Origin of the sequence: Janthinobacterium sp. 67, assembly GCF_002797895.1 — a bacterium.
In the GTDB taxonomy this organism is placed as follows: domain Bacteria; phylum Pseudomonadota; class Gammaproteobacteria; order Burkholderiales; family Burkholderiaceae_D; genus Janthinobacterium.
Genome location: NZ_PGES01000001.1, coordinates 2421943 through 2436517, shown reverse-complemented (window position 1 = coordinate 2436517; position 14575 = coordinate 2421943). Strand labels below are relative to the sequence as shown.

The 14575-nt window shown below is 63.4% G+C and carries 10 protein-coding genes; 4 read left to right on the top strand and 6 right to left on the bottom strand.

Features of this window, described 5'->3' with window-relative positions:
• Positions 1-12 precede the first annotated feature (12 nt).
• From CLU90_RS10970 to CLU90_RS10960, 3 genes are read right to left on the bottom strand one after another with little or no spacing between them, the layout of a single operon-like run.
• Complete coding sequence (locus CLU90_RS10970) at positions 13-852, bottom strand: MBL fold metallo-hydrolase (protein WP_100427928.1); 840 nt, start codon at positions 850-852, stop codon at positions 13-15.
• A gap of 21 nt (positions 853-873) precedes the next feature.
• Positions 874-1200 (bottom strand): hypothetical protein, encoded by a 327-nt coding sequence (locus CLU90_RS10965; protein WP_100427927.1) that lies wholly within the window; start codon positions 1198-1200, stop codon positions 874-876.
• Between the two features lie 7 nt (positions 1201-1207).
• On the bottom strand, positions 1208-1753 hold the full coding sequence (locus CLU90_RS10960; protein ID WP_100427926.1) for a sugar ABC transporter: 546 nt from the start codon (positions 1751-1753) through the stop codon (positions 1208-1210).
• A gap of 158 nt (positions 1754-1911) precedes the next feature.
• On the opposite strand from CLU90_RS10960, the gene CLU90_RS10955 reads away from it, so the two are divergent.
• From CLU90_RS10955 to CLU90_RS10945, 3 genes are all read left to right on the top strand, one after another.
• Positions 1912-2811: a LysR substrate-binding domain-containing protein gene (locus CLU90_RS10955; protein ID WP_100427925.1), complete on the top strand. Its 900-nt coding sequence runs from the start codon at positions 1912-1914 to the stop codon at positions 2809-2811.
• Between the two features lie 188 nt (positions 2812-2999).
• Complete coding sequence (locus tag CLU90_RS10950; RefSeq protein WP_100427924.1) at positions 3000-5012, top strand: S9 family peptidase; 2013 nt, start codon at positions 3000-3002, stop codon at positions 5010-5012.
• 165 nt (positions 5013-5177) lie between these two features.
• Complete coding sequence (locus CLU90_RS10945) at positions 5178-5471, top strand: DUF6916 family protein (protein WP_232731160.1); 294 nt, start codon at positions 5178-5180, stop codon at positions 5469-5471.
• Between the two features lie 76 nt (positions 5472-5547).
• Here the strand turns inward: CLU90_RS10945 and CLU90_RS10940 are convergent, their stop codons facing one another.
• From CLU90_RS10940 to CLU90_RS10930, 3 genes are read right to left on the bottom strand one after another with little or no spacing between them, the layout of a single operon-like run.
• Complete coding sequence (locus tag CLU90_RS10940; RefSeq protein ID WP_092710431.1) at positions 5548-6081, bottom strand: phage tail protein; 534 nt, start codon at positions 6079-6081, stop codon at positions 5548-5550.
• A 48-nt stretch (positions 6082-6129) separates the two neighbouring features.
• Complete coding sequence (locus tag CLU90_RS10935) at positions 6130-6663, bottom strand: phage tail protein (protein ID WP_092710429.1); 534 nt, start codon at positions 6661-6663, stop codon at positions 6130-6132.
• A gap of 30 nt (positions 6664-6693) precedes the next feature.
• A complete protein-coding gene (locus CLU90_RS10930) occupies positions 6694-7227 on the bottom strand; it encodes a phage tail protein (protein WP_314607724.1) in 534 nt (177 codons plus the stop codon).
• A gap of 537 nt (positions 7228-7764) precedes the next feature.
• On the opposite strand from CLU90_RS10930, the gene CLU90_RS10925 reads away from it, so the two are divergent.
• Positions 7765-14574, top strand: a complete 6810-nt coding sequence (locus CLU90_RS10925) for a putative Ig domain-containing protein (RefSeq protein ID WP_198511193.1) — start codon at positions 7765-7767, stop codon at positions 14572-14574.
• Position 14575 lies beyond the last annotated feature (1 nt).

Genomic DNA, 14575 nt, shown 5'->3' with positions numbered 1-14575 from the left:
CGCGCGCCGGCGCTAGGCTTCGTAGACTATCCTGTAGAGAGCGCCTTTGCGCCGGATGTGTGCGAAGCCGAGTTCGCCAAGGTGCATGCCGGCGACAAGGATGTTGTCGGCGCTGACCACATCGAGCAGTGTCGAGCGTGTTGCGGCCGACAGCAGGGGATCCTGGTCGAATGCAATGGATACCTCGGGCCGCGCAATCTGGATTTGAGGGAAGTGGACAATATCCCCCCAAATCAACAGACTGCGGCCAGCGGATTCGATGCGATAACCGGAATGCCCTGCGGTATGCCCCGGTAGGGGCATGGCACTAATGCCAGGGAGAACTTCGTTCCCGGTAAACAGGCGCATCTTCTCCCGGTACTTGTCAAACACCTTGCGGGCAAACAGGAAGTTGCCGCGAGCGCGCTCACTTGCCCGGCTGAGATTGCCATCGTCCTCCCAGAAAGCAACCTCGTGCTGGTGGACCACCAGCTGCGCGTCGGGAAAGGCGGCTTCTCCTGACGCATCAAGCAGCCCGCCGACATGATCGGGATGCGCATGCGTCAGTAGTATCGTGTCGATGTCGGAAGGTAGTGCGCCAGCCAGCGCAAGATTGACTTTCAGCTTGCCGCCCCAGTGCTTGAATCCGCCTGCACCCGCATCAATCAGGATCGTGCGGCCAAGGCCGCGCACCAGATAGCAGTTGATATGGATGGAAGAGGGATCGTTCACTCCCGCGTCCTGCTGCAATTTTGACGCATCCATCCTATCGATATTGGAGAGCAAATCCAGACTGGCGGACAGGTAGCCGTCACTGATGGCCGTGATCGAAAACTCGCCTATCTGCTGGCTGGGAAATAGTATGTGATCCATTGCCGTATTCCTATCTGATAATCAATTGCGTGCATGGATGGCCGGGGGCGCATAGCCAAAACAGCGGATGCGTGCGGCCAGGCCCGTATTTGCTTTGATGATGGCCTCCAGCCTTTCCATGAACGCCTCCATGACGGCTTTCGTCCTGGACGGTACAAGCCGGTATCGGATTTCCGCATAAGCCGGATTCCCCCGGCCATGACGGACACCGACATAGATGACGTGCACGTTCTCCAGCGCGGCTTCAAGCATCCCTGTGCAGAGTTGCGTACATTGGTCGGTGAGCGCCGCCAGATTCGTATCTGGCGGCATCTTTTCTGTTGGCATGAAAATCGTCACGTTGGGCATGTGGCCTCTACCGCGAAATGTGCACGGCGATATCGCTGCCATTCGTCAATTGAGCGGTCATGGGCGCATACAGATGCACGCCCTCGGGAAGCGCTTCCATGCCGGGGGCAATGGCGCGCTCCATCTTCGCCACCCATCGATGTTCGGGAAATCTTTCCAATGCAACAGCCTGCATCCGACAGGGCGCGAGGCCCATGTCGATGAGCGGTTCCGGGCCGACCGTACTCGTCACCAGATAGTCGTCTGCGCCGATGGCCGGGGCGCGCTCAAGGCCGGCATACAGATTGCGGTGCCAGTCGCTGATGTGCTGCTGCCAGCGCGCGAAATTGCCGCCGCCTTTCTGGCGATACTCTTCTCCTTGTAGCACATCGAGACTGTCGATCGTATGCATGGCGAGGTAGGCCGGGCAGCCGGCGCTCAAGGCCTTGAAGCGCTGCGAGGTATGGAAGCCGCCCACCGAAATGAGGGCGGGCAGTTTTTCCAGGCTATAGAAATGATTCCACTGCGCTTCGCTGGCGGGATCGGCAAAGCTGCATTCGACGGTATATATCATGAGATCGTTCGTGGCCGGACGCTTTGCGCACCGGCCTTCCTTGTTGATGTTCAGTCATTGTGCACCCTGAGTTTCGCCATATAAATCGATTTTTTGGTATGCTTCCATGATTAAACATCAAGGTGAGCCGTTTGCCTGGCTCCGTCCCAGGAACTCCCATGCGCCGCAAGATCCCCAGCAACGCCGCTTTGATGGCCTTCGAGGCGGCCGCCCGCCATGGCAGTTTCGCCCGGGCGGCGGCGGAGTTGTCGCTGACGGAAGGGGCGATCAGCCGCCAGATTGGCCGGCTGGAAGTCTTTCTTGGCGTTACCTTGTTTGAACGAGTCGGCAATCGCGTGCGGCTGTTGCCGAACGGCGAGCGTTATGCGGCGCAAGTGCGCGAATCGCTCGACCGGCTGGAGCGCGACAGCCAGTACCTGATGGGACAACCCATCGATGGTGCCAGCCTCGACATTGCCGTCATCCCGACGTTCGCCATGCGGTGGCTGATTCCCCGCCTGCCACAATTCCAGCGGCAGCATCCGAACATCACTGTGCATCTCACCGAACGCATGCACCCCTTCGTTCTTGCCGGCAGCGGCTTCGATGCCGCGCTCCATTTCGAGCACCCGGCCTGGACAGGAATGCGTACGTACCCACTGTCGCATGAGGTGCTGGTTCCGGTTTGCCATCCCGCGCTTCTGAAAGGCGCAACCGCACTGGACACGCTGCCGCGTCTGCATCGGCGGCAGAACCCGGATGCCTGGGAACGTTATTCCAGGGAAACTGGAGTCGCGCTGGGCAATCCTGCGACCGGTGCGCGCTACGATCTGCATGCCATGCTGATCGAGGCGGCATTGGCCGGTCTCGGCGTCGCCCTGGTGCCGCGCCTTTACGTGGAAACGGAGCTGGCGCAAGGCCGCTTGGCCGCTCCGTGGCCCGATGGGAAAACCATCTCCAAGACCTTTTGCATCGTCCTCCCCGAGCCCATCGGCTTGAGCGGAAAACCCATCCAGGCATTCACGCAATGGATACTGGCCGAGGCGAAGAAAACGACGACGGCTGTGCCGCAGGCCTAGCCCATCGAGGGCGGCCCGGCCTTGAGGGGGTCGTCCGCATCGCATTCCATGCTCCCTTTCCCGCATCCCATCCCTCGATTTGCGTCCTCCATCACTGTCATCAACCCGGCGATATGGCTTTGGCCTATGATGTGCAGGCACATGCACAATTATCAAGTTTTCCTTCATTTCACAACCATGAGGTATCCATGATTCGCTATGTCCTGCCTGTCCTGTTGTTCGCTGGCGCACTGCCGGCGCACGCCCAAGCCCCTGTCAAGGAAACGCCGCTGATCGAACGGGCCAAGCTGTTCGGCAATCCCAGCAAGTCCGGCGGCAAGCTCAGCCCCGATGGGCGGTGGCTGTCGTGGATCGCGCCGCGCGACGGGGTGCTCAATGTGTGGGTGGCGCCGGCCAATGACCTGGCACAGGCGCGGCCGTTGACGGAAGAAAAAGTGCGGCCCATCCGCAGCAGCTTCTGGTCGCCCGATTCGACGACCCTGCTGTTTATCCAGGACAAGGGCGGCGACGAGAATTTCCTGCTGTACGGCGTGAACGTGGCGAGCGGCAAACAGGTCAACTACACGCCGTTCGAGAAGACGCGCGTGCGGATCGTGCAGATCAGCAGCAAGGTGAAGGACCGCATCCTCGTCGGCATCAATAACCGCGATGCGCGCTGGCACGACGTGTACAGCCTGGACCTGGCCAGCGGCAAGCTGACCCTGGTGCAGCAGAACGATGGCTATGGCGGCTACCTGGCCGACGAACTGCTCAACCTGCGCATCGGCAGCAAGGCGCGCGCCGATGGCGGCATGCAGTATTTTCGCCTGACCGATGGCAAGGTCGAGAGTACGCCGCTGGCCGAAGTGGGCCTGGAAGACTCGCAGACGACGGCGCCGCTGGCGTTTACGGTCGACGGCAAGACCCTGTACTGGACCGATTCGCGCGGCCGCAATACTTCGGCGCTGCTGGCGCAGGACGTGGCCAGCGGCAAGAGCACGGTGGTGGCGCAAGACCCGCGTTCCGACATCGCCGATGCGCTGTACGATACGCGCACGGGCCAGGTGCAAGCCTATACTGTCAATTATCTGCAGCAGGAATATCTGCCGCTGACGAACGAACTGAAAGCCGATCTGGCTTTCCTGAAGAAAAACACGCAGGGCCAGTTCACGGTGACGTCGCGCACGGACGCCGACGACAAGTGGCTGGTGTCCGTCGACGCCGTCACGGCGCCGCCATCGAGCTGGCTGTACGAACGCAAGACCAAAAAGCTCACGCGTTTATACGTGACCCGGCCCGAACTGGAAGGCGCGCCGCTGGTGCCCATGTATCCGCAGCAGATCAAGGCGCGCGACGGCCTGACTTTGGTGTCCTACCTGACCTTGCCGCAGGCGTCGAAGGCCACCGCCGGCGGCAAGGCCATGCAGGCCGTGCCGATGGTGCTGCTGGTGCACGGCGGCCCGTGGGCGCGCGACACCTATGGCTACAACGGCTACCACCAGTGGCTGGCCAACCGCGGCTATGCCGTGCTGTCGGTGAACTTCCGCGGCTCGACGGGCTTCGGCAAGCAGTTCATCTCGGCCGGCGACCTGCAGTGGGGCCGCAAGATGCATGACGACCTGCTCGACGCCGTGCAATGGGCCGTCAAGAGCGGCGTGACCACGGCCGACAAGGTGGCCATCATGGGCGGTTCGTACGGCGGCTACGCCACCTTGGCCGGCATGGCGTTCACGCCGACGACGTTTGCCTGCGGTGTCGACATCGTCGGCCCGTCGAACCTGTTTACCTTGCTGCAAACCATCCCGCCGTACTGGGAAGCGGGCAAGCAGCAGTTCTACAAGCGCATGGGCGACCCGACGACGGAAGAGGGCAAGGCGCTGCTGAAGGAACGTTCGCCGCTGAACTTTGCGCACAACATCCAGCGTCCGCTGCTGATCGGCCAGGGCGCGAACGACCCGAGAGTCAACGTGGCGGAGTCGGACCAGATCGTGGCGGCCATGGCGGCGAAGAATATTCCCGTCACGTATGTGCTGTTCCCCGATGAAGGCCACGGCTTTGCCCGGCCCGTCAACAACATCGCCTTCAATGCGGTGACGGAAAACTTCCTGGGCCAATGCCTGTCTGGCCGCGCCGAACCGATTGGCGCCACCCTGAAGGCGTCCACCGCGCAGGTCAAGCATGGCGCCGAGTTCGCGCCGGGCTTGCTGGAGGCTATGCGCTAGTTGGCGAAACGATGTGGGCGGACGGGCTTGATGGCCCGGGCCGCCGCATTGTTGCCGCGCGCGGAAGGGGAGAATTTCATGCCAAAAGCTGTGCCAAAGCGGTAATGCTTGCATTAGAATAAATCATTGCTTCAGTCACAGCGCTCATGGAATGGAATACCTGCAATGATGAATGTATTGACTCTGGAACACTTCGCCACGCGCGTCAACGATACATTTGTCTCGGTCAGCGACGGGCATGCCGCTTTCATCCTGAAGGAGGTGCGTCCTTTGCAGTCCGCTACGCTGGAGGGCATGCTGCGCGCGCCGTTCAGCTTATTGTTCCACCATAGCTCCGCCATCGTCTTTAGCCAAAAAATCTTTCAGCTGCAGCATGATGCATTTGGCGAGGTGGGGATATTCCTGGTGCCGGTGGCGCGTGACAGCCACGGTTTTCTGTATCAGGCCGTGTTCAACTGAGCTGCTTGTCGAACGGCGCGGACGCCGGGCGGGCCAGGCGGGCGCCGTGTGGCGCCGCCTGTCCGCCGTTCAACCGTCAATCAAACGCGGGAAACTCGCCTTGCAGGGCGATGCAGAAATTGAGGGCCAGCATGGGCTGGCGATTTTCGTGCGCCTGCCCGCTGCCGGCCGAGGCGACTGCCTGGGGAGACAAGGTGGTGTTGGGCGTTGCCGCCGGCACGAAGGCGTTCGTACCGGTGATGCTGGTCAGGCCATCGCCCGTTTGCGGCACGTTGCGTTGCAGGCTGGGATCGGTCTGGCGGCTCAAGGTCAGTTGATGCGTGTGCGCGGGGATCTGCGTGGCGTCCAGCTGGACCGTGTTGGTGCCGAATGTTTCGCCCATCACGCGTGGTGTCAGGCCCGGCCCTTGGCCCTGGCTGCAAGGCGCGCGTCCCGTGAAGTTGGGCAACTGGAAGGTGTTGACCCCGTCGCCGCCATATTGCGTACCAATTAATGAAAACAGCGCGGTATTTTGCCGTATCTGCAGGGTGGCGCCATTGCAGCTGGCCCAGCCGTAGGGGGTGTAATTGAAACCGAAGACTTGTATTTCGCCAAGGTATGGTGTTGTCACGGTAGGTTCTCCTGATCGATTTGATGGGCTGCGCTTGCCTGCCTGATGTTATTGCTGGGATGGGAAAATGCCTGCCCATGCGATGCAAAATGACGCCGTCAGGGTGGGCATGGTGTTCTCATGCGGCAAGTTGCCGCCAGCGCTGCCCGTTGCCGCAGGCGCCAATGCATAGGTGGTGAGGCCAGTCAGGCTGCTGGTGTACATCTTGTCGTTATTGACCGGGGCTGCCAGCTGTGTGTTGGCCGCTGGCGTATTCACCGTCGCCAGCGAGCTGAGCGCACTGACCACGTGCGTATGCGCGGGAAGCTGGGTCTGCAGCAAGGTCACCGTTTCGCTGCCGCCTTTTTGCCCCATGACGCGTGGCGTCAGGCCCGGGCCCGTACCCTGGTGCAGGGGAACCTGGCCGCGCAGGTCGGGCACGCCGAAGGTATTGACGCCGTCGCCACCGTAGGTGGTACCCAGCAGGATGTACAGCACTTCGTATTCGGAGATCGGTTTCAGGCTGCCGTCGCAGGCAAACCAGCCGGTGGGAATGCGGGGAAAGGAAAACAGGCGGATTTCGCCGACATAGGGTGTGGACATGACTGGGCTCCGTGGGAAGTGGCGGACACGTTAGTTGCGCGAAGGGTAGGTGCCGCTCAGGGCGATATTGAAATTGAGTACCTGGAATGGCTGCATATTCGTATGCGCCAGGTTGCCGCCTGTCTGGGCCAATGTCTGGTTGTTCAAGGGTACTTGCGGGCCCGCCGTGCCATAGATGGCTTCCGCGCCGCTGCCGCCATACAGCGTGTTGGTGGGGTTCTTCGTGGTGCCGGGAGCGGTCGAGGCATTGAGCGCATGCGTATGCGGTGGAATCTGACTTAATGTCAAAGTGATAGCTTCCGCACCGGCACGCGTACCGATCGGGTAGGGGCTGGGCTGCCAGGAACCGTCCGCAGAACTGCCTGCGCCGACCGGGGTGGTGCCTTGCAAGTTAGGCAAGGCGAAGGTGGTACTGCCGTTACCCCCGTAGTACGTACCCAGCAGTGAAAATAGCGCCTGATTCTGCGCAATTGGTAGCAATTGCCCGTTACATGCTGCAAATCCACGCGGCACAAAACCAAAGCCGCTCATCATGATTTGTCCCAGATATACATCAGCCATCATCACTCTCCCACGGTTGCAATGCCATCAAATGCGAAAGGAATAATATTTTCCGTTTGCAATCAATATTGTTTTTTGAAAAACCCTTTTTGTCATAGTTACTTTATTGAAATCTCGGAGTAGCATACGTTGACATATGGCAAGCGTCAACAGCTGTTGGCCCTGTAAAAGAGCCTTGGACAGGCTTCGATAGCCGCCTGAATTCCCTTTCCTTTTTCATCTGAAAAACTCTGTATTGGAGAAATCATGTTGCGCACTTGCAACGATGTCGCCACCCGCCCGGCATTTTCTTTCCTGCTTTCTTTTTTTGATCGAAACAAGGGCCGAATGCCAGATCGTGCCGCTGACAGGCCGCCAGTATCCGGCCGATTCGTGCACTGGTGCGCTTCGCTGTGCCTGATGATGCTGGCGCTCGGCATTAACCCGGCACAGGCTGCAAATGGTGATCCGAGCACGAAATGTATTCCCAATCAGAGAAGTTTTACCGTCGCTTCAGGGGCTTCCTATGTGGTTGATTTGTCGAGTTGTAGCGAATTTGGCTTGACGGACAATGACGCGACGGCACTGCACGGCACGATTACCGGCCTTGTCGGTAACGGTACCGGTATTGCGACCTATATCAATAACGGCGACGGGGCGCTGTCCGACAGCTTTGTTCTGTGGGACGAGGACAGCAAGGCCGTGACTTTTACGGTGACCGTCTTGCCTCCCTCCGCCGCCTTCACCGTGTCGCCGGGCAGTTTGACGGCGCCCGTGATCGGCGTGCCGTACAGCCAGGCCATGTCGGCTAGCGGCGGCGTGGCGCCCTATACCTACGCGTTTGATTCCGGCACCTTGCCGCCTGGCATCACCGTATCGGCCAGCGGCGTGATTTCCGGCACCGTGACGGCTACCGGTGCCTATGTGTTCAGCGTCAAGGTCACTGATTCGACGGCCGGCACGCCGCTGACCGTCACCAAGAACTATTCCGTGTCGATCGCCATACCGATCTTGTCCATCACGCCGACCACGCTGACGGCTGGCGGGCAGTCTGTGGCCTACAGCCAGCAGATGTCCACTTCCAATGGCACCGCGCCCTATACGTATGTGGTGGAGTCGGGCAGTTTGCCGCCTGGCCTGAACTTGTCGTCCAGCGGCTTGTTATCGGGTACACCCACCGCCCTGGGCACCTATAACTTTGTGATGAAATCGACGGATGTCACGGGCGGCAACGGGCCGTACAACACGTCCAGAAGCTATTCCCTGGTGATCAACGCCCAGCCGCCGCCAACCATCACCGGCGTGTCTCCTGCGTCCGGCCCCACGACGGGCGGCACGTCCGTCACGATCACCGGTACCGGCTTTACGGGCGCCACGGCGGTGAAGTTTGGCGCCACCAACGCTACCGGCTATACCGTCAACAGCGCCACGCAGATCACGGCGACGGCACCGGCCGGCAGCGCAGGCACCGTGAACGTCACCGTTACCACGGCTGGCGGCACCAGTGCCACTGGCGCCGCCAACCAGTTCACGTATATTCCCGCGCCAACGGTCACCAGCATTTCGCCGACGGCAGGGCCTACCGCCGGCGGCACCAGCGTCACCATCACGGGCACGGGCTTGACGGGCACCACGGCCGTGACCTTCGGCGCCACGGCGGCGACGGGTTTCACGGTCAACAGTGCCACGCAGATCACGGCGACGGCGCCAGCGGGCAGCGCCGGCACGGTGAACGTGCGCGTCACCACGACGGGCGGCACCAGCGCCACCAGCGCGGCAAACCAGTACACCTACGTGGCAACACCGACGGTGACGAGCATTTCGCCGACGGCGGGTCCCTCGACGGGCGGCACCACGGTCACCATCACCGGTTCGAATTTCAGCGGCACGACGGCGGTGACCTTCGGCGCCACGGCAGCCACGGGATTTACCGTCAACAGCGCCACGCAGATCACGGCGACGGCACCAAGCGGCACGGGCACGGTCGATGTGCGCGTGACCACGACGGGCGGCACCAGCGCCACCAGCGCCGCCGATCAATTTACGTATGTGGGCGCACCGGTGGTGAGCGGTATTTCCCCAACCTCCGGCACAACTGCCGGGGGCGCCACGGTCATCATTACCGGCACGGGCTTTAGCGGCACGACGGCGGTGACCTTCGGCGCCACGGCGGCGACGGGCTTTACCGTCAACAGCGCCACGCAGATCACGGCGACGGCGCCAAGCGGCACGGGCACGGTCGATGTGCGTGTGACCACGACGGGCGGCACCAGCGCCACCAGTGCGGCGGACCAGTTCACCTACGTGACGGTACCCGTTGCCGGCGCCGTCAGCGCGACGGTGGCGTACGGCAGTAGCGCCAATCCGATCACCCTGAACCTGAGCGGCGGTATCGCGACCTCGGTGGCCGTGTCGTCCACAGCTGCGCATGGCACGGCGACTGCCACCGGCACGAGCATCAGCTACACGCCGACGGCAGGTTACGGCGGGCCAGACAGCTTTACTTATACCGCTACCAACGGCAGCGGCACGTCAGCACCGGCCACCGTGACGATCACCGTCGGCGGACCCACCATCACGATTGCGCCAAGCACCGTGCCAGCAGCGACCTTAGGGACGACCTACAGTCAGAACGTGACGGCCGCGAACGGCATCGCGCCATACACCTATGCGATCAGCGCCGGCGCCTTGCCGGCCGGGGTGAGTCTGAATACCGCCACCGGCGCGCTGTCTGGTACGCCGATGGCGGGCGGCGTCTTCAACTTTACCGTGCGGGCAACGGACAGTTCGACGGGCAGCGGCCCATATTCCGGCGCGCGTGCCTATTCGCTGACGGTGGCGGCACCGACGATCAGCATCGCACCGACGACCCTGCCGGCGATGACGTCCGGTGTCGCCTACAGCCAGACTATAGCCGCCAGCGGCGGAACCAGTACGTACACCTACGCCAAAACGGCTGGCAGCCTGCCCGCAGGTTTGGTCCTGGCAGCGGACGGTACCCTGTCCGGCACGCCCACTGCGGCAGGCGCGTACAGCTTTACCGTCACAGCGACCGACAGCAGTACCGGCGCCGGTCCCTATTCGGGCTCGCGCGCCTATTCCGGCACGGTGGCGGCACCGACGATCAGCATCGCACCGACGACCCTGCCGGCGATGACGTCCGGTGTTGCCTACAGCCAGACTATAGCCGCCAGCGGCGGAACCAGTACGTACACCTATGCCAAAACGGCTGGCAGCCTGCCCGCAGGTTTGGTCCTGGCAGCGGACGGTACCCTGTCCGGCACGCCCACTGCGGCAGGCGCGTACAGCTTTACCGTCACAGCGACCGACAGCAGTACCGGCGCCGGTCCCTATTCGGGCTCGCGCGCCTATTCCGGCACGGTGGCGGCCGGTGCGCCGACTGCCGGCGCCGTTAGCGCCACGGTAGCTTACGGCAGCGGCCCCACGTCGATCACGTTGAGCTTGGGCGGTGGCGCGGCGACGTCGGTGGCCGTGGCCTCCGCCGCTGCGCATGGTACGGCGACGGCCAGCGGCACCAGCATCACCTATACGCCGACGCCCGGTTATGCCGGCCCTGACAGTTTTACCTATAAGGCCACCAATGTCAGTGGCACCTCGCCGCCGGCCACCGTGACAGTAACGGTGGGCAACCCTACTGTTGCACTGACGCCGGCCACCTTGCCCAATGCGACAGCGGAAGCGACATATGCCGCGCCCCTGACGGTGACGGGCGGCACGGCGCCATACACCTTCAGCATCAGCAGCGGCACCTTGCCTGCGGGCTTGACCCTGAATGCATCTACTGGCGTATTGTCGGGGACGACCAATGTGGCCGGCAGCTTCCCTGTCAGCATCAAGGTGACCGACAGCAGCACGGGCACGGGGGCGCCATTCAGCGCCACCAACAGCTATACCTTGAGCGTTGCCGCGCCGACCATCGCGGTGACTCCGGCAACGCTGGCGGCGCCAAAAGTGGCCACCGCATACAGCCAGCAATTGACGGCCAGTGGCGGCATCGCCCCGTATGCCTTTACGGTGTCGGGCGGCAGCCTGCCAGCGGGCCTGACCCTGAGCGGCAGCGGTCTGCTCGGCGGCACGCCGACGGCGGCCGGCAGCGTCACCTTGACCGTGCAGGCGGAAGATGCGCACCAGTTCACCGGCGCGCAAAGCTATACTCTGGTGGTGTCATCGGCCAATGTCAGCCTGACGCCAGCGACCTTGCCCAATCCGACGGCGGAAGCTGTTTACACGGCGACGCTGACGGCGGCGGGCGGTACGGCGCCGTACACCTATAGCCTGGCCAGCGGCAGCCTGCCTGCAGGCTTGAGCCTGAACGCATCCACGGGCGTATTGTCCGGTACGACCAATGTGGCCGGCAGCTTCCCTGTCAGCATCAAGGTTAGCGACAGCAGCACGGGGACGGGCGCGCCGTTCAGCGCCACCAACAGCTATACCTTGGCCGTTGGCGCGCCCGCCATCACGGTGACGCCAAGCACCTTGCCGGCGGCGACAGTCGCCACGCTTTACAGTCAGCAATTGACGGCCAGCGGCGGCGTCGCTCCGTATGCCTATACGGTGTCGAGCGGCAACCTGCCTGCGGGCTTGACCCTGAACGGCAGCGGTTTGCTCAGTGGCACGCCGACGGCGGCCGGCAGTTTTACGTTGACCGTGCAGGCGGAAGATGCCCACCAGTTCACCGGCACGCAAGCTTATACGCTGACTGTCGCGTCAGCCACGGTCAGCCTGACGCCAGCCAGCCTGCCCAATCCAACGGCGGAGTTGGCCTATACCACAACCCTCACGGCGGCGGGCGGCACGGCGCCGCATACCTTCAGCATCAGCAGCGGCACCTTGCCTGCCGGCATGACCCTGAATGCGGCGACCGGCGTGCTGTCCGGCACCACCAATGTGGCGGGCAGCTTCCCTGTCAGCATCAAGGTCACGGACAGCAGCACGGGCGTGGGGGCGCCGTTCAGCGCCACCAACAGTTATACCCTGGCCGTCGCTGCGCCAACCCTGACCCTGACGCCGGCCAGCTTGGCGGCGATCCGCGCCGGCGATGCGTACAGCCAGCCATTCACGGCAGGCGGCGGCGTGGCGCCGTATGCGTATTCGGTGAGCGGCGGCGCCTTGCCGACCGGCCTGGTGCTCGATGCGGCGACCGGCACCGTCAGCGGCACGCCGACGGTGGCGGGCAGCTACAACTTCATCTTGCAGGCGAAGGACGCGCATCAGTTCACTGTGCAGCATGCCTTGACCCTGCAGGTGAACCAGGCACCGCCGGCCGTGGCCAATGAAGCGGCGACCATCTCGGCGAACCAGGAAGTGAGCCTGACTATTGATGCAACCGACGGCAGCCCCATCACGGCAGTGACGATCGTCACGCCGCCCAGCCATGGACGGGTCGATATCGTTTCGTCGGCGCGCATGGCCGGCCTGGCGCGGGGCATCGCTGCCGCGGCTCCCGCTGTCAGCCGCTTCATCGTCACCTACACGCCGAACAAGGATTACTTTGGTCCGGACAGCTTCAGCTATACGCTGACGGGCCCTGGCGGCGTATCGGCTCCGGCCACGTTCAGCCTTGTGGTGGCGCCGCAACCGGTGCCGGCACCTGTCGCCAAGACGGCGACGGTATTGGCCGGCACGCCCGTGACCTTGCCCGTGACGGAAGGCGCCACGGGCGGCCCATTCACGGCCGTGGCCATCACGACGCAGCCTGCCAGCGGCACGGCAGCGGTCAGCGGCATGGACATCGTCTACACGCCAGGCATCAACACCAGCGGCGAGATCAGCATCGGCTACACCGTGTCGAACGTGTTCGGCACGTCGGCGCCGGTGAAATCGACCATCACCGTCAATCCGATGCCGCAAGTGCTCAGCCAGAGCGTCACCGTGGTGGCTGGCCTGACGGTCACTGTCGACCTGACGGCGGGCGCCACCGGTGGCCCGTTTACGGCGGCGAATGTGCTGAGCGTGGCGCCGGCGGAAGCGGGCAAGGTGGTGGTGCGCGATGTGGGCACGGCCGGCAAGCCGTCGTACCAGCTGAGCTTTGCGGCCTCGGGCAAGTTCGCCGGCGCGGCCGTCGTCAGCTATACCCTCAGCAATGCCTTCGCCACCTCGAAGCCGGGCGTCGTCAACGTGACGGTGACGGCGCGGCGCGACCCGTCGGTCGATCCGGAAGTGATCGGCCTGCAGGCGGCGCAAGCCGATGCGGCGCGGCGCTTTGCCAGCGCACAGCTGTCGAACTTCACGCAGCGCCTGGAAAGCCTGCATGGCGATGGCTGGGGACGCTCGAGCTTTGGCCTGAGCCTGACGCCGCCGAACGACAGCGGCAACCCGACGGCGGCGCTGGCGCGCTGGCAGGCGGACGAAGCGGACCGCGTGTTTGGCACGGCCGTGAAACCGTTCATGCGCAAGGCGGCCTTGCGCCAGCCAGCCGCTGGTTTCAGCAGCGATGCGCGGCAGCAGGTGGACGTCAGCGGTGCCACCAGCGGCTTGCCGGACATGCCGCAAAAACCCGACACGCAGAAGCAGGCCTTGTCTCTGTGGCTCGGTGGCGCGGTCGACTTCGGCCAGCACTATGTGAATGGCCGCGAGACGGGCTTCCGTTTCCGCACCAACGGCGTGAGCGTGGGCGGCGATTACCGTCTCAGCGACCTGGCGACCCTGGGCGTGGGCGCCGGCTTCAGCCATGACCGCAGCGACGTGGGCCAGAACGGCAGCCGCAGCACGGCCGACAGCGCCGTCGCGGCCGTGTATGGCAGCCTGCGTCCGAGCAAGGGTGTCTTCCTCGACGGCGTGCTCGGCTACGGCACTTTGCAGTACGACGCGTCGCGCTACCTCAGCGATGGCAGCGGTTTCGCCACGGGCGAGCGCGATGGCAAGCAGGTCTTCGGCGCGCTGGTTGGCGGCATCGAGATGCGCCACGACACCTGGATGTGGTCGCCCTACGGCCGAGTGGAACTGATGTCGGCCAAACTTGATCCGTACACGGAAAAGGCCAGCGGCATCAACGCCCTGAGCTACTTCAAGCAGACCGTGCGTTCGCGCATCGGCGCGCTCGGCGTGCGGGCCGAGGGCATCTATGTGGGTGGCCTGGGCACGTGGTTCCCGCGCGCGCGGCTCGAGTATCGCCACCAGTTCCAGGGTGCCGACGATGCGCGCCTGGCATATGCCGACCTAGTGGCCGACGGCCCCGTGTACGTGATCCGCACGGTACCGCAGCAGACGGGCAACTGGACGGCGGGGCTGGGCGTCAAGCTGCTGCTGTCGAACGGCATGACCCTCACCCTGGACTACAACAGCAATCTGAACATCGATAGCGGGCGTACCCAGTCGGTGATGTTCGGCATCGCCATGCCATTGAAGTAAT

Coding starts and splice junctions, on each gene's coding strand:
- CLU90_RS10970 (WP_100427928.1), bottom strand. CDS start 852: ATGGATCACATACTATTTCCCAGCCAGCAGATAGGCGAGTTTTCGATC.
- CLU90_RS10965 (WP_100427927.1), bottom strand. CDS start 1,200: ATGCCCAACGTGACGATTTTCATGCCAACAGAAAAGATGCCGCCAGAT.
- CLU90_RS10960 (WP_100427926.1), bottom strand. CDS start 1,753: ATGATATATACCGTCGAATGCAGCTTTGCCGATCCCGCCAGCGAAGCG.
- CLU90_RS10955 (WP_100427925.1), top strand. CDS start 1,912: ATGCGCCGCAAGATCCCCAGCAACGCCGCTTTGATGGCCTTCGAGGCG.
- CLU90_RS10950 (WP_100427924.1), top strand. CDS start 3,000: ATGATTCGCTATGTCCTGCCTGTCCTGTTGTTCGCTGGCGCACTGCCG.
- CLU90_RS10945 (WP_232731160.1), top strand. CDS start 5,178: ATGATGAATGTATTGACTCTGGAACACTTCGCCACGCGCGTCAACGAT.
- CLU90_RS10935 (WP_092710429.1), bottom strand. CDS start 6,663: ATGTCCACACCCTATGTCGGCGAAATCCGCCTGTTTTCCTTTCCCCGC.
- CLU90_RS10930 (WP_314607724.1), bottom strand. CDS start 7,227: ATGATGGCTGATGTATATCTGGGACAAATCATGATGAGCGGCTTTGGT.